At 52.1% G+C, this 19230-nt stretch carries 21 protein-coding genes and 1 pseudogene; 14 read left to right on the top strand and 8 right to left on the bottom strand.

Translation table 11 applies throughout. The features are described from left to right. Positions 1 to 6: 6 nt before the first annotated feature. The 9 genes and pseudogenes from cysW (at position 7) to arsA (ending at position 7934) form a co-directional block, all read left to right on the top strand. Positions 7 to 888, top strand: coding sequence for a sulfate ABC transporter permease subunit CysW (cysW, locus tag ACV7NC_RS12000; RefSeq protein WP_458152810.1), 882 nt, complete (start codon positions 7 to 9; stop codon positions 886 to 888). Beyond that, the gene (locus ACV7NC_RS11995) at positions 885 to 1973 is read left to right on the top strand and encodes a sulfate/molybdate ABC transporter ATP-binding protein (protein WP_458152809.1); all 1089 of its coding nucleotides are present in this window, start codon (positions 885 to 887) and stop codon (positions 1971 to 1973) included. The genes cysW and ACV7NC_RS11995 overlap by 4 nt, the downstream gene beginning before the upstream one ends. Positions 1974 to 2039: 66 nt before the next feature. Then, positions 2040 to 2975, top strand: coding sequence for a CysB family HTH-type transcriptional regulator (locus ACV7NC_RS11990; RefSeq protein ID WP_458152808.1), 936 nt, complete (start codon positions 2040 to 2042; stop codon positions 2973 to 2975). Positions 2976 to 3065: 90 nt separating this feature from the next. Further along, on the top strand, positions 3066 to 3437 hold the full coding sequence (locus ACV7NC_RS11985) for an ArsR/SmtB family transcription factor (protein ID WP_458152807.1): 372 nt from the start codon (positions 3066 to 3068) through the stop codon (positions 3435 to 3437). Continuing rightward, a complete protein-coding gene (locus tag ACV7NC_RS11980; protein ID WP_458152806.1) occupies positions 3434 to 3853 on the top strand; it encodes an ArsI/CadI family heavy metal resistance metalloenzyme in 420 nt (139 codons plus the stop codon). The genes ACV7NC_RS11985 and ACV7NC_RS11980 overlap by 4 nt, the downstream gene beginning before the upstream one ends. A gap of 2 nt (positions 3854 to 3855) precedes the next feature. Next, a pseudogene (locus tag ACV7NC_RS11975) lies at positions 3856 to 4353 on the top strand (arsenate reductase ArsC). Positions 4354 to 4411: 58 nt separating this feature from the next. Beyond that, a complete protein-coding gene (locus ACV7NC_RS11970; RefSeq protein WP_458152805.1) occupies positions 4412 to 5698 on the top strand; it encodes an arsenic transporter in 1287 nt (428 codons plus the stop codon). A gap of 77 nt (positions 5699 to 5775) precedes the next feature. Beyond that, a complete protein-coding gene (arsD, locus tag ACV7NC_RS11965) occupies positions 5776 to 6126 on the top strand; it encodes an arsenite efflux transporter metallochaperone ArsD (RefSeq protein ID WP_458152804.1) in 351 nt (116 codons plus the stop codon). 20 nt (positions 6127 to 6146) lie between these two features. Beyond that, complete coding sequence (gene arsA / locus ACV7NC_RS11960; protein WP_458152803.1) at positions 6147 to 7934, top strand: arsenical pump-driving ATPase; 1788 nt, start codon at positions 6147 to 6149, stop codon at positions 7932 to 7934. A 29-nt stretch (positions 7935 to 7963) separates the two neighbouring features. Here arsA and ACV7NC_RS11955 read toward each other — a convergent pair whose 3' ends face one another. The 8 genes from ACV7NC_RS11955 to ACV7NC_RS11920 form a co-directional block, all read right to left on the bottom strand. After that, positions 7964 to 8191 carry a GDCCVxC domain-containing (seleno)protein gene (locus ACV7NC_RS11955; protein ID WP_458152802.1) on the bottom strand — a complete coding sequence of 76 codons (228 nt, stop codon included), beginning with the start codon at positions 8189 to 8191 and terminating at the stop codon, positions 7964 to 7966. 56 nt (positions 8192 to 8247) lie between these two features. Beyond that, entirely contained in the window at positions 8248 to 8712 is a 465-nt protein-coding gene (locus ACV7NC_RS11950; protein WP_458152801.1) for a hypothetical protein, read from the bottom strand. A gap of 152 nt (positions 8713 to 8864) precedes the next feature. Then, complete coding sequence (locus ACV7NC_RS11945; protein WP_458152800.1) at positions 8865 to 9887, bottom strand: arsenic resistance protein; 1023 nt, start codon at positions 9885 to 9887, stop codon at positions 8865 to 8867. Beyond that, positions 9860 to 11098: an MFS transporter gene (locus ACV7NC_RS11940; RefSeq protein ID WP_458152799.1), complete on the bottom strand. Its 1239-nt coding sequence runs from the start codon at positions 11096 to 11098 to the stop codon at positions 9860 to 9862. Before ACV7NC_RS11940 ends, ACV7NC_RS11945 begins: the two co-directional genes overlap by 28 nt. A 188-nt stretch (positions 11099 to 11286) precedes the next feature. Beyond that, on the bottom strand, positions 11287 to 11688 hold the full coding sequence (gene crcB / locus ACV7NC_RS11935; protein WP_458152798.1) for a fluoride efflux transporter CrcB: 402 nt from the start codon (positions 11686 to 11688) through the stop codon (positions 11287 to 11289). 30 nt (positions 11689 to 11718) lie between these two features. Then, positions 11719 to 12240, bottom strand: a complete 522-nt coding sequence (locus tag ACV7NC_RS11930) for an aspartate carbamoyltransferase (protein ID WP_458152797.1) — start codon at positions 12238 to 12240, stop codon at positions 11719 to 11721. Positions 12241 to 12309: 69 nt separating this feature from the next. Further along, positions 12310 to 13602 carry a hypothetical protein gene (locus ACV7NC_RS11925; RefSeq protein ID WP_458152796.1) on the bottom strand — a complete coding sequence of 431 codons (1293 nt, stop codon included), beginning with the start codon at positions 13600 to 13602 and terminating at the stop codon, positions 12310 to 12312. Between the two features lie 150 nt (positions 13603 to 13752). Beyond that, entirely contained in the window at positions 13753 to 14193 is a 441-nt protein-coding gene (locus ACV7NC_RS11920) for a helix-turn-helix domain-containing protein (RefSeq protein ID WP_458152795.1), read from the bottom strand. Between the two features lie 138 nt (positions 14194 to 14331). Between ACV7NC_RS11920 and tmpT the strand changes: the two genes are divergently transcribed. The 5 genes from tmpT to ACV7NC_RS11895 all read left to right on the top strand — a co-directional run bounded on the left by tmpT (position 14332) and on the right by ACV7NC_RS11895 (position 19227). Next, complete coding sequence (gene tmpT / locus ACV7NC_RS11915; protein ID WP_458152793.1) at positions 14332 to 14973, top strand: thiopurine S-methyltransferase; 642 nt, start codon at positions 14332 to 14334, stop codon at positions 14971 to 14973. A gap of 14 nt (positions 14974 to 14987) precedes the next feature. Next, entirely contained in the window at positions 14988 to 15791 is an 804-nt protein-coding gene (locus ACV7NC_RS11910; protein ID WP_458152792.1) for a sulfite exporter TauE/SafE family protein, read from the top strand. Positions 15792 to 15812: 21 nt separating this feature from the next. Then, positions 15813 to 16130 (top strand): hypothetical protein, encoded by a 318-nt coding sequence (locus tag ACV7NC_RS11905; RefSeq protein ID WP_458152791.1) that lies wholly within the window; start codon positions 15813 to 15815, stop codon positions 16128 to 16130. 153 nt (positions 16131 to 16283) lie between these two features. Beyond that, on the top strand, positions 16284 to 18572 hold the full coding sequence (locus ACV7NC_RS11900; RefSeq protein ID WP_458152790.1) for an esterase-like activity of phytase family protein: 2289 nt from the start codon (positions 16284 to 16286) through the stop codon (positions 18570 to 18572). Between the two features lie 166 nt (positions 18573 to 18738). Continuing rightward, positions 18739 to 19227, top strand: coding sequence for a PIN domain-containing protein (locus ACV7NC_RS11895; RefSeq protein WP_458152789.1), 489 nt, complete (start codon positions 18739 to 18741; stop codon positions 19225 to 19227). The last annotated feature ends 3 nt before the right edge of the window (positions 19228 to 19230 follow it).

Below are 19230 nucleotides of genomic sequence, written 5' to 3'. Positions count from 1 at the left end.
GATACGATGACTACGACGATTACATTTCCGGTATCCGGTAAAACCTTCCGCCAACGCGCTACCGAAGAACCGGCCTGGATACGCTGGCTTTTGACCGGAATCGCGCTGATATTTTTAACGCTATTCCTTTTCGTACCGCTGATTTCGGTTTTTTATGAAGCGTTCAAGAAAGGCGTGGATGTCTATCTGGCGGCGATCACCGATCCCGATGCAGTTTCGGCGATCAAGCTGACCCTGACGGTAGCCGCGATTGCGGTGCCGCTGAACTTGGTGTTCGGGATTGCGGCTGCCTGGGCGATCGCCAAGTTCGAATTCCGTGGCAAGAATTTGTTGATTACCTTGATCGACTTGCCCTTCTCAGTATCACCGGTCGTTTCCGGACTGATTTATGTATTGGTGTTCGGCTTGCAAGGCTGGTTGGGGCCGTGGTTGGCGGAACACGATATCAAGATCATTTTTGCCGTGCCCGGTATCGTGCTGGCGACAGTGTTTGTAACCGTGCCGTTCATTGCCCGCGAATTGATTCCTTTGATGCAAGCGCAAGGCACCGAGGAAGAGGAAGCGGCGATCGTGCTGGGCGCCAGCGGCTGGCAAACTTTCTGGCAGATCACGTTACCCAATATCAAATGGGGCTTGTTGTATGGCGCCATTTTATGTAATGCGCGCGCGATGGGCGAATTCGGCGCGGTATCGGTGGTATCCGGCCATATCCGCGGCAGCACCAACACCATGCCGCTGCACGTCGAAATCCTCTACAACGAATACAACTTTGCCGCCGCATTTGCCGTGGCTTCGCTGCTGGCTTTGCTGGCTTTGGTCACACTGGCGCTTAAAACGGCGATTGAATTTCACACCCAACAACATCAAACACAACGAGGTGATGCATGAGCATTGAAGTTCTTAATCTTTCCAAACAATTTGGCAGTTTTACCGCATTGCACGATGTTAATCTGCAAGTCCACTCGGGTGAACTGCTCGCGCTGCTCGGTCCTTCCGGCTCTGGTAAAACCACGCTGTTGCGCGTGATCGCAGGACTTGAAACCGCCGACAGCGGTCAAGTGTTATTTCACGGCGAAGACGCAACCGATCAGCATGTACGTGATCGTCAGGTCGGATTTGTCTTTCAGCATTACGCGCTATTCCGCAATATGTCGATTTTTGACAACGTGGCTTTCGGTTTGAACGTGCGCCCGAAGAAATTCCGCCCGGCGAAAGAGGAAATCCGCGAGCGCGTGATGAAATTGCTGCACCTGGTGCAATTGGATTGGCTGGCAGATCGTTACCCGCACCAGCTTTCCGGCGGTCAGCGTCAGCGCATCGCCCTGGCACGGGCATTGGCGGTAGAACCGAAAGTGCTGTTGCTCGACGAGCCTTTCGGCGCCTTGGATGCCAAAGTACGCAAGGAGCTACGCGCATGGCTTAGACGGCTGCACGACGATATGCACATTACCAGCGTATTCGTCACGCACGACCAGGAGGAAGCACTGGAAGTCGCCGACCGCGTGGTCGTCATGAACGAAGGCAAAATCGAACAAATTGGCACGCCCGATGAAGTCTATGAGCAACCCGCTAACCCCTTTGTGTACGAATTTCTTGGCAACGTGAATTTGTTTCATAGCCGCTTGCATCGCGGCCGCGCCTGGATTGGCGATTTCGAAGTCGATGCGCCGGAACACGCCGAGGCCGAAGAATTGGCAGCGATTGCGTATGTTCGTCCGCATGAAATCGAAGTCGAGCGCACCCGCAATGGCGAAACAGCATTAGCCGCGCAAATCGTGCACATTTTGTCCGTTGGACCGATCGTGCGCTTGGAAATGGTGCGCGACAACGATGAGCACAGGAATCCGGTACACGCCGAAATCAGAAAAGAACGTTTTCGTGAATTACAATTGAAAAAAGGTGATAAAGTCTTTATTAAACCCAAGCGGCTTGATGTGTTTCCGAATTATTCTCACAGTCAGTTAAAACACTAAAAACTAGATGGCTCCCGCTTATGAGAGCGATCGATTGCTAATACTCCGCTATTCGAGAGACAGGTAATGAATTTTCAACAACTACGCATTATCAACGAGACCGTACGGCGGAATTACAATCTGACTGAAGTGGCAAATGCCCTGTTTACATCGCAATCGGGTGTCAGCAAGCATATCAAGGATCTGGAAGACGAACTGAATCTCGAACTCTTCATTCGCAAAGGTAAACGGCTGGTCGGTCTGACCGAACCCGGCAAGGAGCTGGTCACCATCGTCGAACGGATTTTGTTCGATACCAAAAATATCAAGCGCTTGGCGGAGCAATTCAGCAATCACGATCAAGGTCAATTGACGATTGCCACCACGCATACGCAAGCGCAATACATCCTGCCGCCGGTTGTTACCGAATTTAAGAAAGCTTTCCCCAAAGTCCACTTAATCCTGAACGAATCGAAACCCGGCGACATTTTATCGATGCTGGTCGACGGACGGGCGGACATCGGGATCGCAACCGAGGCACTGGAAAATGCCGTCGACCTGGTTTCCTTTCCATTTCATACCTGGCAGCACATTGTCATCGTTCCTGCCGGACATCCGCTGCAATCCGTGCAACCGCTCACACTCGAAGCTATCACGGAATATCCGATCATCACTTATCATCACGGACTCACCGGACGTTCGCGAATCGATCAAACTTTTGCCAAAGCCGGATTGATCCCTGATATCGCGATGTCGGCACTGGATGCGGATGTGATCAAAACCTATGTGAAATTGGGTTTAGGGATTGGCATTATCGCTTCAGTGGCGTTTACCGGTGATCGCGATACCACGCTGGTAAAACTGGATAGCGAATATTTATTTGAGAAAAACACCACGTTCATTTCTGTCCGCCGCAATCACTATCTGCGCGGCTATGCCTACCGTTTTATCGAGCTGTGCATCCCCTCTCTAAGCGAAGCGGACATCCGCTTACGCGTGAATCCTCTCATTGATGCCGAGTAACATCCTCACTGATTATCAACGATAGCCGCAGTTTTCACCGGGTCACAAAAAACTAATTGACACATTCTACATTTCCAATATAATGGAAACATGGAAATTACAATTGCAATAAAAGCACTGACAGCTTTGGCGCATGAAACCCGCCTGACGATATTTCGGACGTTGGTTCAAGTCGGCGAATCCGGTCTTCCGGCTGGACAATTGGCGAAAGAATTGGGTATTCCGAATGCAACAATGTCTTTTCATTTGAAAGAATTAACTCATGCGGAACTGGTAACTGCCCGCCAGGAAAGCCGTTTTATTTATTATTCGCCAAATTTCGTAACGATGAATGCGCTATTGCACTATCTCACCGAGAATTGTTGTGCCGGGATTCCATGCAGCCCGCATGAATTTTGCTGTGCTGAAAATCCCGATCCCACATCAACCGCTATCGATTCAACAAAGGAGACAACGCAATGAAACGTTTTCATATCCATATCGCTGTGGATAACTTGCAGGATAATATCCGCTTCTACTCGGCGCTTTTCGGCATCGTACCATCCGTCAGTAAGCAAGACTACGCCAAATGGATGCTGGACGATCCATTAATAAATTTCGCGATTTCAGCAAGAGGTGCAAAACCGGGATTGGATCATGTGGGAATCCAAGTTGACTCGGAAGAAGCATTAAACGAAATGAATCGACGATTGGTTCAAGCCGGTTTGCCTGCTGCGGAACAACAGAATGCGCAATGCTGTTATGCCTCGTCAAATAAATACTGGACCGTCGATCCGCAAGATATTGCCTGGGAAGCATTTCACACACTGACAACCATCCCGGTCTTTGGGCAAGATACCGCCATTCCCACGAAAACCGAAAGCTGCTGCGCGGCCTAATCATGGATGTACTATTTCTTTGTACCGGAAATTCCTGCCGCTCCATCCTTGCGGAAGCCACTTTTAATCATCTTGCACCCGACGGCTAGAAAGCGATGAGCGCAGGCAGCAAACCGACCGGAAAAGTTCATCCACGCTCACTCGCGCTACTTGAACGCGAAGGTATTGCAACCGAAGGACTTTACAGTAAATCATGGGATAACTTGCCGGCAACGCCGGATATTGTGATTACCGTGTGCGGTAATGCAGCCGGTGAAACCTGCCCGACGTATCTTCGCCCTGCACTGCGTTCGCATTGGGGTGTCGATGATCCAGCCGAAGCCACTGGAACCGAGGAAGAAATCAACGCGGCGTTCATGCAGGCTTATCAAACCTTGCGCGAGGGCATCGAGACTTTTTTATCGCTGCCGCTCGATGATTTGCAGCAAAATCCTTCCGCCTTCCGGACGAAACTGGACTACATCGGTATTTTGAAATTTAAACAGACACACAAAGCGTGATAACCACTATCCAAGACGAGATAGCAATGTGTACATACTGACATACTGACATACTGACATGCTGACAGCCGTACTCATTTTCATAGCAACACTCGTTTTGGTCATCTGGCAGCCGCGCGGTCTCGGCATTGGCTGGAGCGCGCTGATTGGCGCAACTACGGCATTGCTTCTTGGCGTGGTGCAGCTCAGTGACATTCCGGTGGTGTGGCATATTGTCTGGAATGCAACAGCAGCTTTCATTGCCATCATTATTATCAGCCTAGTGCTCGACGAAGCGGGATTCTTTGAGTGGGCAGCATTGCATGTGGCGCGCTGGGGGCGCGGCAATGGGTATCTATTATTTGCCTATATTGTATTACTGGGTGCGGCGGTTGCAGCGCTGTTCGCCAACGATGGCGCAGCTTTGATTCTAACGCCAATTGTTATGGCGATGCTGCTGGCGCTTGGTTTTAGCCCGGCGGCCACGCTCGCTTTCGTCATGGCGGCGGGCTTTATCGCCGATACGGCCAGCTTGCCGCTTGTGGTATCCAATTTGGTGAACATTGTCTCGGTTGATTATTTCAAGATCGGCTTTACCGAGTACGCTGCGGTGATGATTCCGGTCAATTTCGCTTCAGTAGCGGGAAGCCTAGGCGTGCTTTTCATCTATTTCCGCCGCAGTATCCCGTCGCACTATGATGTCGGTCAACTTAGGCCCCCCAGTAAAGCAATACGCGACCTAGCAACGTTCCGTGCTGGATGGGTGGTGTTGGCATTGCTGCTGATCGGCTTCTTTGGTCTCGAATCTTTGGGTGTGCCCATCAGTCTTGTGGCCGCCACCGGCTCGCTAATACTGCTCGCGGTGGCAGCGCGTGGTCATGTGATTAACACGCGTAAGGTAGTACGCGAAGCGCCGTGGCAGATCGTCATTTTTTCACTGGGTATGTATTTGGTGGTATATGGTTTGCGCAATGAAGGCTTAACCGGGTACATTACCAGTCTGCTTGATATCTTTGCCGGTTATGGCGTGTGGGGTGCAACGCTCGGCACCGGTTTTCTGGCCGCCTTCTTATCGTCCATCATGAACAATATGCCTACGGTGCTGATCGGCGCATTGTCGATCGATGCAACCAGCGCGAGCGGTGTGGTAAAAGACGCAATGATTTACGCCAACGTCATCGGTTGCGATTTGGGTCCGAAAATCACACCGATCGGCAGCCTGGCAACTCTGTTGTGGTTGCATGTACTGGCGCGGAAAAATACGCTGATCACCTGGGGGTATTACTTCCAAGTAGGGATTGTGTTGACGGTTCCGGTATTGCTCGTTACGCTGGCTGCCCTGGCCATGTGGCTGAGTGTTCAATGAGATTATCATCGCAAAATCACAACAACCGAACAAAGTGAATTACATCAACCTCGTTACTTTTTTAATGGAGAATCAAAATGGCAACTATTCAAGTATTTGATCCTGCTTCGTGCTGTAGCTCAGGCGTCTGCGGTTCCGACGTAGACCAGGCATTGACCGCTTTTTCCGCCGATGTCGATTGGCTCAAGCAGCACGACGTAGCCATCGAGCGTTTCAATCTGGCGCAGCAACCCATGGCTTTTGCAGATAATGCTACGGTGAAAGGATTCCTGGAACGATCTGGTGCGGAAGCGCTGCCACTTATTCTGGTGGATGGTGAAGTGGCATTGACAGGCCGTTATCCGCAGCGCGGTGAACTGGCACGTTGGGCGGGAGTTCCGCTGCAAGAGAAAGAGGAAGAATCGAGTTGCTGCGGCGGTTGTTGTTAACGCATACCCGGGCCAATTTCATGGCACACCGGAAATTCCTTGATCAACCGCCACGTTTCCTATTTTTTACCGGTAAAGGCGGCGTTGGCAAAACTTCGTTGGCCTGCGCTTCGGCCATCACATTAGCCGATGCTGGCCGACGGGTTTTACTGGTCAGTACCGATCCGGCTTCCAATGTCGGCCAGGTGTTCGGCATGACGATCGGCAACACAATTACCGCGATCAGCATGGTGCCCGGTTTGGCCGCCCTGGAAATCGACCCGCAGGCAGCGGCGCAAATTTACCGCGATCGAATCGTCAATCCGGTGCGCGGCGTATTGCCGGATACGGTGGTGAAAGGTATTGAGGAACAATTATCCGGCGCTTGCACGACCGAAATCGCCGCTTTCGATGAATTTACCGCTTTGTTGGTCGATTCAGTGCTGACTGCGGATTACGATCATATTATTTTCGACACCGCGCCAACCGGCCATACCATCCGGCTGCTGCAACTGCCCGGCGCATGGAGTGATTTTCTTGAAGAAGGCAAAGGCGATGCATCCTGCCTTGGCCCTTTGGCGGGCCTGGAAAAACAACGCGCACAATACAAAGCAGCCGTGGATGCGCTCGCCGATCCGCAACGCACCCGGCTGGTATTGGTAGCCCGCGCGCAGCAAACCACGTTACGCGAAGTAGCGCGCACACAGGAAGAACTCACGGCCATCGGTTTGATCAATCAATTTCTCGTTATCAATGGCTTATTGCCACAGTCGGAAGCAACAGAAGATGATTTAGCAGCTGCAATTTTCGAACGTGAGCAAAAAACCTTGGCGGCCATCCCTGAAATTCTCAAACCCTTACCGCGCGATCACATCGCGCTGAAACCGTTCAATTTGGTTGGATTGGCTGCTTTACGGCAATTACTGTTGGATGAATTGACCGCTGTCGGCGGTAATAATGCGGCGCATCAAGCCATGCCATTCCCCGGCTTATCCGGCCTGATCGATGATATTGCCAAGGATGGTTGCGGCTTGATCATGCTGATGGGCAAAGGCGGTGTCGGCAAAACCACGCTGGCAGCGGCAATCGCGGTCAATCTGGCACATCGAGGCTTGCCGGTGCATCTCACCACGTCCGATCCGGCCGCGCATTTAAGCGAGACGCTTAGCGGCACGATGGAAAATCTCCAGGTCGACCGGATTGATCCGCAGGTGGAAACCGAGCGTTACCGCCAGCGCATTCTGCAAACCAAGGGAGCGCATCTGGATGCGCAAGGCAAGGCGTTACTGGAAGAAGATTTACGCTCGCCCTGTACCGAAGAAATTGCGGTATTTCAGGCATTCTCGCGCATTATCCGTGAAGCGGGAAAGAAATTCGTGGTGATGAATACCGCGCCAACCGGGCATACGTTATTATTACTGGATGCCACCGGCGCTTATCATCGCGAGATTGTCAAACAAATGGATAGCCATGCCATCGCGCACTACACCACGCCGATGATGCAACTCCAAAACCCCAAACAAACTAAAATGCTGCTGGTGACTTTGGCGGAAACCACACCCGTGCTAGAAGCTGCCAGCCTGCAAGCGGATTTGCGCCGCGCCGGTATCGAACCCTGGGCCTGGATTATCAATAACAGCATCGCCGCCACGAACGTCCGGTCGCCGCTGTTGTGCCAACGCGCTATAAATGAACTTAAGGATATCGAAGCGGTATCCACTGTTCACGCAAAACGCTACGCCGTCGCACCATTGCTCAAGGAAGAGCCTGTGGGCATTGAAAAGTTATTGGCATTGTCCGGCAGCAGTCGATCGTTGATCCAGCATTGATAAATCCAAGCAAAAGTGCAGCGTATTGCCTAACCGCAACAGCTCTTGCCGCTGTTTTTATCTCTCATCTGGATAGACGGGCATGACGCCGTGCCATAGGAACAATAGACACAACAGTCGCCAGGCTTCGGTTTAAGCACAGTGTGGCATTGTTCGCATTCGTAGAACCATTGGCAGGCGTCCGTGGGCATGGTTTCCGTTTTCACATGGCCGCACACCGGGCAAGTCAGCGTGGATTCAAGAATGACAGTGCTCATGAAGCGTTCCTTTCTCAAGTATCAACACTCGGGGCTTGTATCCACCTCACCAAGTGTTAATGATGGTGGTGATGCTCGTGTTCCTGGGTTTGCACCGGTTGTCCAGATGGTAATGCGGTTCTGATTTGATAGGTATCATGACAGGCGATACACTTGATCATCGCGTCGCTCAACTGCCGCAGCGTGAGCTTGGAATCCTTTTTGGATTCAGCATCCGCAGCCATTTGATCGAAGTCCCGATGCAAAGACATGCCCAGCTGCATGAATTCTTTGGGCAGCATGCCTTTGAGGTGATCCTCGGCTTTATGCGCCATGCCTAGCCCCAAAGGACGTGCATGTTTGGAAACCGACGCCATGTCATCGGTTGACAGCGCTGCCAGTATGCTTTGCGTACCCGACAACAATGCCCGCATTTCTTCCAGCACGTGACCGCGTTGTACTTCGGAAAGCGAGAGGGTTTGACGGTTGTCTATATCGGCTGCGATTGCTGAGGTGGCAATCAGCAAACAGGCAATAATCATTTGAATTTTCCGCACTTGATGCTCCTTGATAGTGAAGGTCGAAGCCCGACTTTACCAGTCTGGCGCGTTTGACTGCAACAGATTCAGATGTGATATTCCGCAAGTGTTGATAGCGGATTGGACTTGCTGCATTTAATCTTTTCCAATAACGCTCAAGTAAGATCTTCCGGTTCAACAATAGCGGCGGAAGCTTCCTTGAACAACCGGTCTGGCAGCCACCACAGATAAAACACCATCCCGAACAATTCCACCAGCGACTGGAACACAATGATTACCGCTGCCGCCTCCCACCCGGCTGGCAGCGCCAGCGCGAACGGCAACACGACGAAGGAATTGCGCGTGCCGAGACTGAACGCCAATGTACGCCCGGAATCCATCGGCAACCGCAGCACCTGGGTGAGCAGGCGAGCAATCAGCGCGGCCAGCACTAAAAAACTCACGAAAACAGGCAGTACTGTCAGCAACAGCGATGCGGCGTGGCGTACCGTGCCGATCTGCGTAGCGGCAATCAGAAACACCACCACTGAGAGCAAAGGCACCGGCCACCAGCCTAAACGTTCGCGCCAGACCACGCGTGCGGGTTTGGCTTCGACCCAGTATTCCGTGAATACCGCGGCCAGCAACGGTATGCCGATCAGAACAAGCGCGGCGGGCAACATGTCTTCGATTCGCAGCGCGGCGCTGAAATCCGCCGTCGGCAGCATCAGCCACAGATAAACCGGCAATAGCAGCAACTGCGCCAGCAGATTCAGCGGCGTGACGGCAACCGCCCGCGCTGTGTTGCCGCGTCCGAATTGTGCGAAGGTGATGAACCAGTCGGTACAGGGCACTAGGAGCACCAGCAGCACGCCGAGATGTAGAGCCGGGTCATCGGGCAGCCATTGCAGAAGAAACCAGACTACCAACGGTATCAGCACGAAATTACCGGTCATCGCGGCAAGCACGAAGCGCCGGTCGCCAAAGGCATCGCGGATATGCAGCAGCGGTACTTGCACAAAGGTGGCGTAAAGCAGCACAGCAAGCACCGGCCAAAGCCACATTTCCAGATACGGACCGATACCGGGCCAAGCCCCACCCAGCAGCAATCCGCACAGGATCGCAACAAGATAAATCCAGACCTGCCGCCGTTCCAGCATCACGCGATCCATTAATTGCGCACCCGCAGGATCAGCCATGTGCCGGCCAGCATGAACCCGGCGGCCAGGGTAAAGGCGATTTCCGGAGAAACCGCAGTCCAAACCACGCCGACGGTCGCGCTCGACACAAACTTGGCAATTCCGTTGACGGTACCGAGCGCGCCGATACCCATCGTCATGGTCTCCGCCTGCACCATGTCCGCGGTCACGGTCGATTCCAGCGCTTCCTGCACGGCCATGTACAACCCGGCGAGGAAGAAAATACCCGCCAGCGCTGCGGTGCTGTCAACCGCGAACCAGAACGCCAGCGCCGCCGACACCGCCGTGGCGGCGCCCAGAAAATAACCCGCTACAAGAACGGGCAAATGGCCGATACGGTCGGCCAGCCATCCCACCGGCCAGGAAACCGCAACCTGCACGACATTGCGCCATACATACAGCAATCCCGCCACCTGCGCCGCCTGCACCACGCCCATCGACGGGGTGAGCAACGTGGTCGCCGCGAGGATCAGCAATGCATGGGAAAAATCGCCGATACCGAAGACAGTCACTGCGCCCAGATACCGTTTGAAGCGTACCGGCAATCCGCGCAGCGTGCTGAAAAACTTCAGCGCCGGATTCGGCGAATGCTGCGGATCCTTGACCAGCCACAGAAACGCCAGCACCGCCAGCACACCGGGAATCACCGACAACCATAATACGAAACGGAACGGCCCGGCGGCATCTTCCCAGTGCCAATCTTGCGCCAATCCCAGCAACGCCACACCCAGCAAAGGGCCGAGCACCGCACCCACTGAATCCGCCGCGCGATGAAAGCCGAAAGCGCGTCCACGCGTGGCCGGGCTTACCGCCTGAATCACGATGGCGTCGCGCAACGGGCCGCGCAAGCCCTTGCCGAACCACGACACCATACGCCCGAGGAGAATGAGCAACCACCCTGAAGATAGCGCAATCAATATCTGGCCAAACGGCGTCAATCCATAACCGATCAGCACCAGCAGCTTGCGGTGCCCGAGCTTGTCGGCGATGTAACCCGAAACCATTTTGGTAAAACTTGCCACCGCATCGGCAATGCCTTCGATAAGACCCAGCACCGCAGCCGGAATGCCAAGCACCGCGAGAAAACCCGGCAGAATTACGGTCGTCGTTTCGTAGCAGAAATCGCCCAATGCGCTGGTAATGCCCGCACCCGCGACCGTGCGGTTAAACCAGCCTTTTGTATCAGTCGTTTGAACGCCGTTTTCCGGCATCAGGTTTCTCCGGTCATGCCGAACTCGATCGGCGTTTTGACGTAAAACACCTTTACGCCTTCCTGCCGCCGATACCCAGTTTCATCGCCGATTGCAGCAACCATTCTCCGAGCGGCTGGTGATTGTGCCGGCGGTCTTGCTGGGTGAAAAACGTCAGTTGATAGCCTTTCATGGCATTCTCCTTGAAATCAGACGGTTTTAAACGCGGCCACGGTCGCCAGCCCCAACATTGTCATCAGCAAAGAACCGATCAGATGCGCGCCGATCGCACCGGCAGCCCACAGTATGCGCCCTTCCTGGATCAGCACCGTGACTTCGGCGGAAAATGTGGAAAACGTGGTTAACCCGCCCAAAAAACCGGTGATGACGAACAAACGCCACTCAGGCATCAAACCGGGATGATGGGCAAAGACGGCAAGTGCAACACCGATCAAGTAACCGCCGATCAGATTCGCCGCCAATGTGCCAGGCGGAATCGCCGGAAACAATGCGTTGAGCGACATGCCCAACATCCAGCGCAGCACGGCGCCGAGCGATGCGCCCAAACAGATGGCTAAGAGAGAATTGAAAATAAACGAACCTCCAGTCAATTGAATTCGCAATTTACCAAGATCGTATTGTCACGGATGGTGGCGATGGCCGGAATCATGGTGATGCCCCGGCACGGCGTGCCGGGCATGATCGCTTAACTGCGCGTCAAACCATTGGTGAATTGCCCGTTTGAGCTTCTCGATGTGAGTGGCATAAGCAATTTCCGCGCCATCCGGCAATTCCCGGTAAACGATCTTCACTTGAACGGGGCTTGCCGCTTTTAATGCCGCCAACCCGGGCATCGTGGCGCCGTGAATCTTTTCCGGGTTGGAGTAATCGCCCTGCTGGAATTCCTCGGCAATCTGAGACAGATGCAGCCGGATCAAGCTGATTTGTCCGCTATCCGCTTTATCCTTCGCAATCACTTGTTGAATGCCGCCGGTATCGGTTTTGGAAAAAATATGCGTGGTTTTATCCAAATCGAACGGCATTACATGCGTCCCGCGCTCAGCGACTTCATCCAGACGCTGCTCGCTTGCCGGTTCCGCAGCGTGAACCGGCGTCGTTATCAACCAAGCCAGCCAGCCAAGCACGATCAAGCGATTGTTCATTGCTTTCTCCTTTATTCAGCGATGACGATCATTTCAAGAGAATATCGAAAATTCGGAAAGCAAGAGAGCTTACTGGTCTGCTTTATTATTGCCAACCCCGCGGATTTTCTTGGTCTCGCTCTCGATTCGTCCGAAATGCTCCTGATATTTACCCGAAGCCAACGCTGCCTCGAAAGCATCGGCTATTTTTTTCACTAAAGACGTATATTCAGGATTGGCCTCAGCGTAAATGTGCTTGCTGAATTGCAGTATTTGCGCGTCTTCCTTCATCGTGATATCGAATTTCAATTCACCGGAAGCAAAAGTAAGAATACGGCCAGTATATTCGTGAAATTTGTCCTCGACGATGTTGGCTTTTGTCCATCCCGTCTGTTGCTCCAAAAAAGCCAGAAACGTTGGCAACATCGACGCCTTCACCGGGAAGAGCGTGTAATAAGGAAAAGCGTATTCAACCTTGAATCTACCCGTCCAGTAGGGCGCCTTCTCCAATTTGCGAAGACGCAAGCGGTCAGCTTGTGCCGATTTCTCCCACTCGAAAAACTTTTCAAACCAGGGGAAATCCATGTCACTCACGTTGATCAGGCGCAATTCGGTATCGTTAAATTTAACCGCATAGCCACTGTCCTGTTCAATGTTATACACCACAAGGGCATGCTCGGAATCGGGCAAATCCTCGTCCGCAGTGTTCCAGCTCTGGAATGCGCCCCGGAATACGATACTCTTGCGGTCGGGTGAGAACGCCAACGCCCCGCGCGGCGAAGGAAAGGAGTAATTTTCAACATCGTTGTTGTTGGGATTAAAGCGCCGGATGCCGCGAGTCTGTACATCGAGAACAGCGTGCCCGCTGACCAGCAGAAAACGCCCGTTTGCGAGGCTGTCCAATTTATCCAGATCGTCGGTATTGTTCCTGGCAAACACCTCCTGATAGTCCCCAGGTTGACCGTTCTCGCTGTCCAGAAATTGCATGGAAGCAAAATCGTGATGCTGCTCCAGAATGGATTCGACGACAGGCGCGCCATTCTTCAGATAAATCAGGTACAAACTTTGGCTGCCTGCTATCAAAGTCGGATCGGGTGCGCCGGGAAGCGCATAGACACGCCACAAGTAAGGCAACCCCGTATTGCTTTGTAGCGCACCGGGAAAGGCAATCGGCTTTCTGTTGTACAAAATCGTGTAGGCCACGTTCGTATGGTTGACCATGCCGTAATTGATATTGAACTGCTTGCTCTTAGTCGCCGTGGCGCGGATGGTAAAGGGCCCGTAGGCGATGTCTTTTTCGATGTGGTTAACGCCACCTGAGCAGCTGGAGACAAAACACACGGTAATAAGCGCCATGACAGCTACGATGCATGCTATTTTCATAATTTTAGTTATTTATTTCTGGGATTTTTCTCAAGCGGGTTATACAAATAGATATCCATTGCCTGTAAAAACCATTGGGAAATTCATTATCAAGGTAAACCATCAATCAGTGCCGAAATTGTGCATGCAATCCTATCTGAAAAACATGGTTTAGGTTGTTTTCTTGCCTCGCTTAACCTTGTTTTCCTTCAATTTATTGGGTTGCCTAAACCTGTTTTTACCGGCAATCCGGAGAAGCCGGAGAAATTTCGGGCATTCGAAATGACTGGGCGCTTTGCAGACTGCAGCGTGACGAAGCCCATCCCGCATAGCGGACAGTGCTTCAATTGTTCTATCCAGTTCATCCGCCTTGGCTATCAGCAATGCGCGATTAATGTCAGGCCCTTCGGGGGTAAACATTTCCGCAATCTCATCGAGCGAGAAACCGGCGCTACGCCCCAGTGATATTAAAGCCAGCCGTTCAATCACATGAGCGCTGAATAAACGCCGCAAACCACTCCGCCCGCATGATTTAATTAATCCTTTTTCTTCATAAAATCGTATTGTTGAAGCTGGCAGCCCGGATACTTTTGCGACTTCAGTGATATCCACTATTTCACCTGTTGTAATTAATACTTGACTTCAAGCCGACTTGAGCTTTTATCCTAGCGCAGTACACAACTTAGTACAACACTTAAGTCATTCAGATGATGGCTTGTGATTAATCTTTTAAGAATTTAAGGAGCCGCTATGGAAGCAAGTTTTTGGCATCAGAAATGGGAACGGGGTGAGACCGGTTTTCACGAAAACGAAATAAATCCTTTTTTAATAAAGCATTTTGAAGCCTTAAATCCGCCAAAGGGCGGCCGAATATTCTTGCCGTTGTGCGGCAAGACGCGCGATATTGGATGGTTCCTTGCCAATGGATACCGGATTATCGGCGCGGAGCTAAGCGAACTGGCCATCAACGAGCTGTTTACAGAACTGGGCATAACACCGGAAATCTCCAAAGATGGAAAACTGACTCGTTACCGCGCTGAAAATCTGGACATTTTAGCGGGCGATTTTTTCGATGTATCCGCAGAATCTCTTGGACCCATCAGCGCGATATACGATCGAGCAGCTTTAGTCGCGCTGCCCGCCCCCATGCGCAAGCAATATTCCTCGCACCTGATGCATCTAACCGATGCAGCACCGCAATTGCTGATCACTTATGAATACAATCAATCACAGATGGACGGTCCGCCATTTTCGGTCAATGGGAACGAAATCAAGCAGCTTTATGCGGATGCTTATCAATTGGAATCTGCCGGTAGCAAGATAATTCAAGGTGGATTGAAAGGAAAAGTTGCGGCAACGGAAATCGTTTGGTTACTCCAGAAAAATAAGTAATAGGCTAAATTGATATGCCGGACATCGAATGGATTGTGTTGTACATGGCTTTGGGAGCCATTGCCGGTTTTATAGCCGGATTGCTGGGTTTTGGCGGCGGCGGGATGCTGGTTCCTTTGCTGGCATCCATTTTTACCATGCAAGGCATGAGTGCAGATAACGTTGTGCATTTAGCGTTAGGAACATCATTGGCTTGCATGATTATTTCTTCAACGGCAAGCATCCGCGCACACGCTTTTCGAGGAGCGGTCATGTGGCGGGCCGCCGGCGGCATGGCGCCCGGAATCGTCACCGGTGCCTTTCTGGCCGCTCACGCCGCAACAAATCTTAACTCAACCTTCATTGCCGTATTTTTTACGCTATCCATGGCACTGATAGCCTTGCAAATGTTTGTTGATTGGAAACCGGAACCCAGCAAACAACCCATCACGCTTCGCGGATTGCTCGCGGCCGGGGTTGGGATCGGATCCGTATCGGCACTGACCGCAGTGGGCGGCGGTTTTCTCACCGTTGCCTACCTGAGCTATAAGAGTTTGGACATAAAAACAGCGATTGGCACGTCAGCCGCCATCGGATTTCCCATCGCCATCGCCGGAACTGCCGGTTATATGATAAGCGGCTGGTCTATCACATTAAGCAATCCCTATACCTTGGGGTTCATTTATATGCCGGCATTCTTGGCGATATCGGTAGCCGGCGCCATTGCGGCGCACTATGGCGCTCGTTGTTCGCATCGTTTGCCTGAAGCCTTCTTGAAAAAAACACTGGCCGCTATCTCACTACTTCTGAGTATAAAAATGTTAGCCTCAATTGTCTGATTCCGGCTTGAGAGATAGTTTATGAAATCGCCAATTAGATCGCATCAACAGGCTTTCAAAATCCGCTTTATCTCTCGCAATCACCTGCTGAATGCCGCCGGTACCGGTTTTGAAAAAAATAGCCGCGATCATTCTCAGATCGAACGGCATCACATGCGCACCGCGCTCGGCGACTTCATTCAGCCACTGCTCATTCGCTGGTTCCCGGCGTCATTACCAATCATGCACGATCGAGCTGTTTTCTTTCATTTCTTTCTTCTCAATTTAACGATACCGATTGCCGGTCACATCAAAATAATATCAAATAAAACAACGGATAAATATTTGACAGACAAGTAACCGTCAGGGCTGACACATTGCCGCAATACCTGCGCAACAATCACACACTACCATATTTTACCGCGTCGCCGCCACGCCATTACCGGCGGCTGTTGCGCCATTGATATAACAAAAATTTGACTCATAAATTCAAATCATCTGGGATCTCTTACCATGAAACCGTATAACCAAATACTGGGCTTGACCAAAAAGGCCCTGAATACCGCAATATTGGCCGCACTTCCGGTCATCGCGGCCACCACGCCGTCGAACGCGGCGTCCCCCGCAACACCCTACTTTCAGCGTATCGCAACCTACCTCGTTTGCGAAAATACAAGCTGCGACCGGGACTCCGTTAAAGAAACCGTTGCTGAAATCATTGCCGTCAATAAAGACGGCAATATCTTGATTTACACCGACAGCCCGACCGGGAAAATAGGATTCGTCAATATCAGCGACCCAGCCAACCCCATCGGTCTCGGCACCGTTGATACGAGCGGTGAACCGACCTCGGTCACCGTTTCCGGCGACTATGCCCTGGTTGGTGTGAACACCTCTTCAAGCTTCGTGACACCCTCCGGCATGCTCTCGGTCTATCACCTGCCGTCTTGTCTGGTTGATGTCGCCAATTGCGCGCCGGTCCGGGACATCGATATGGGCGGCCAGCCGGATTCGGTAGCTGTCAGCCCCAATGGCCGTTATGCGGCGGTCGTGATCGAAAACGAGCGCGATGAGGCCGTGACTGTTGCCGGTGTCAAAGGCGGATTACCGCAATCCCCCGCCGGGTACCTGAATATTATCGACTTGATCGGCAAACCCGGAAACTGGAAAGTACGGCCAGTGGATTTAACCGGCTTGGCGGACTATGGCATTGACGATCCGGAACCGGAATTTGTCAGCATCAATCAGAGCAATATTGCCGCAATCACATTGCAGGAGAATAACCACATCGTTTTCGTCAATCTCGTCGATGGCAAGATATTGCAGCACTTTAACGCAGGTAAAGTAACACTTGAAGGCGTGGACATCGCGGATAACAAATTAATCGATTTTTCCAGCACTTTGAAAAACACTCCCCGGGAACCCGACGCCATCACCTGGCTGAACCACATGGTCATCACCGCCAACGAGGGGGATTTATTCGGCGGCAGCCGCGGCTTTACCTTTTTCAATCGCAACGGTACGGTTCTATATGACTCCGGTATGGAATTCGATTACCTTGCCGCCAGGATCGGCCATTATCCGGAAAAACGCTCCGACAATAAAGGCAGCGAACCGGAAGGCATCACGGCTGCCCGCTATGGTAATGAAAATCTGGTTTTCGTCGGCTCCGAACGCGCCAATTTTGTCGGTGTGTACAGTTTCCAAGGCCGCTCGGTGGATTACAAACAAGCACTGCCGACCGGTGCGGGTCCTGAAGGATTGCTGGCTATCCCGCATCGCCAGCTTTTCATCGCATCCACCGAGGTGGATTCGCCCATCCGTTCTCAAATCAACATTTTCCGGTTAGAACGGAAACCGGCCGGTTATCCGCAGATCGAATCCGAGCTGCTGGCTGATGGTAAACCGATCGTTTGGGGCGCGCTGTCGGCGCTCGCCGCGGATAAAGATGATGCCAACCGCTTGTATACCGTTCATGACAGTTTCTACAACAAAAGCCGCATCTATACGATCGATGTAAGCAGCCATCCGGCTAAGATTTCTGCGGTTACGCCGATTCTGAAAAGTGGCGCAGCGGTCAATTACGATCTGGAAGGTATTGCGCAACGCAGCGATGGCAGTTTTTGGCTGGCTTCGGAAGGCGCCGGTACATCGACCACGCGTAATCTTCTGATTGAGGCCAGTAGCGACGGCACGGTCATCCGCGAAGTCCGCTTACCGGCTGCAGTTGATGCGCTGCAAGTCAGCAATGGCTATGAAGGTGTTGCAGTCACTGGCCGCGCCGGTGCCGACGAACAAGTTTATGTCGCCTTTCAACGGGAATGGAAAGACGATCCGCTTGGCATGGTGCGCATCGGGCAATACACGCCGTCATTGGACCTGGATCCGGCGATCGACGAAGGCGAATGGAAATTCTTTTATTATCCGCTCGACCCCGTCGAGTCTCCCACCGGCGGCTGGGTAGGATTGTCCGAAATTACAGCGCTGGGCAACGGTAAATTTGCGATCATCGAGCGCGATAATCAAGCGGGACCGGATGCACGCATCAAGCGCGTCTATACCGTCGACATCTCGGGATTAACCCCCAAAACCCAAACGGAAGGCAATTTCCCGATACTCAATAAAAGCCTGGCAATCGATGTACTGCCGGCCATGCAAGCGGGTAAAGGCTGGGTGCATGACAAGCTGGAAGGTTTGGCAAGAACGATCGACGGAACCGTGTACGTCGTCACCGACAACGACGGTGTCGATAATTCAACCGGTGAAACGCAATTTCTTAATTTGGGCAATGCGCTGAATTAAGGTTTGTAAGCTACGCAAGAAAGGCGCCAACTGGATGGACGAAGGAGGCGCCTTTTCCGCTTGAACCTTCCGGAACGACCGGATCACTGTCATTCAAACTTGTGAATAATTCCAAAAGAACGAATTTACTTTTCCTGCCGCAGCATAGCGGCTTCATGATTAAACAATGCGATCGCTTATCGCCCCGGCTGGCAACAGTACGCGTCAACCGCTCGCGAAGCGCAGATTGAATCACCGACGTATGCCGACAAAATCCAAAAAAATTTACGTGCTGGATACCTCGGTCATTCTCTATAACCACCATGCAATCTACAGCTTCCAGAACAATGATGTGGCTATTCCGATCACTGTGCTCGAAGAATTGGATCACTTCAAAAAGGGCAATGAGACCAAGAATTTCGAAGCCAGGGAATTCATTCGCATCATGGACAAACTATCGGAGGGAAGCTCGCTGCAAAACTGGATTCCCATCGATCGGCCAGGTCACGGCAAATTCAAAGTGATTATGCAAAAGCCGACAAACGGCCTCGATGCAATCAAGATTTTCGGTGAAAACAACGCCGATCATCGCATCCTGAATACCGTCATTGCGCTGAGCAAATCTTGCTCCAAGCATAAAATCATAGGCTCTAGACTAGCAGAAACAATCTGTTAGTTT

It is taken from the genome of Nitrosomonas limosa, from assembly GCF_054188085.1.
This window is presented reverse-complemented; position numbering and strand designations above follow the sequence as displayed.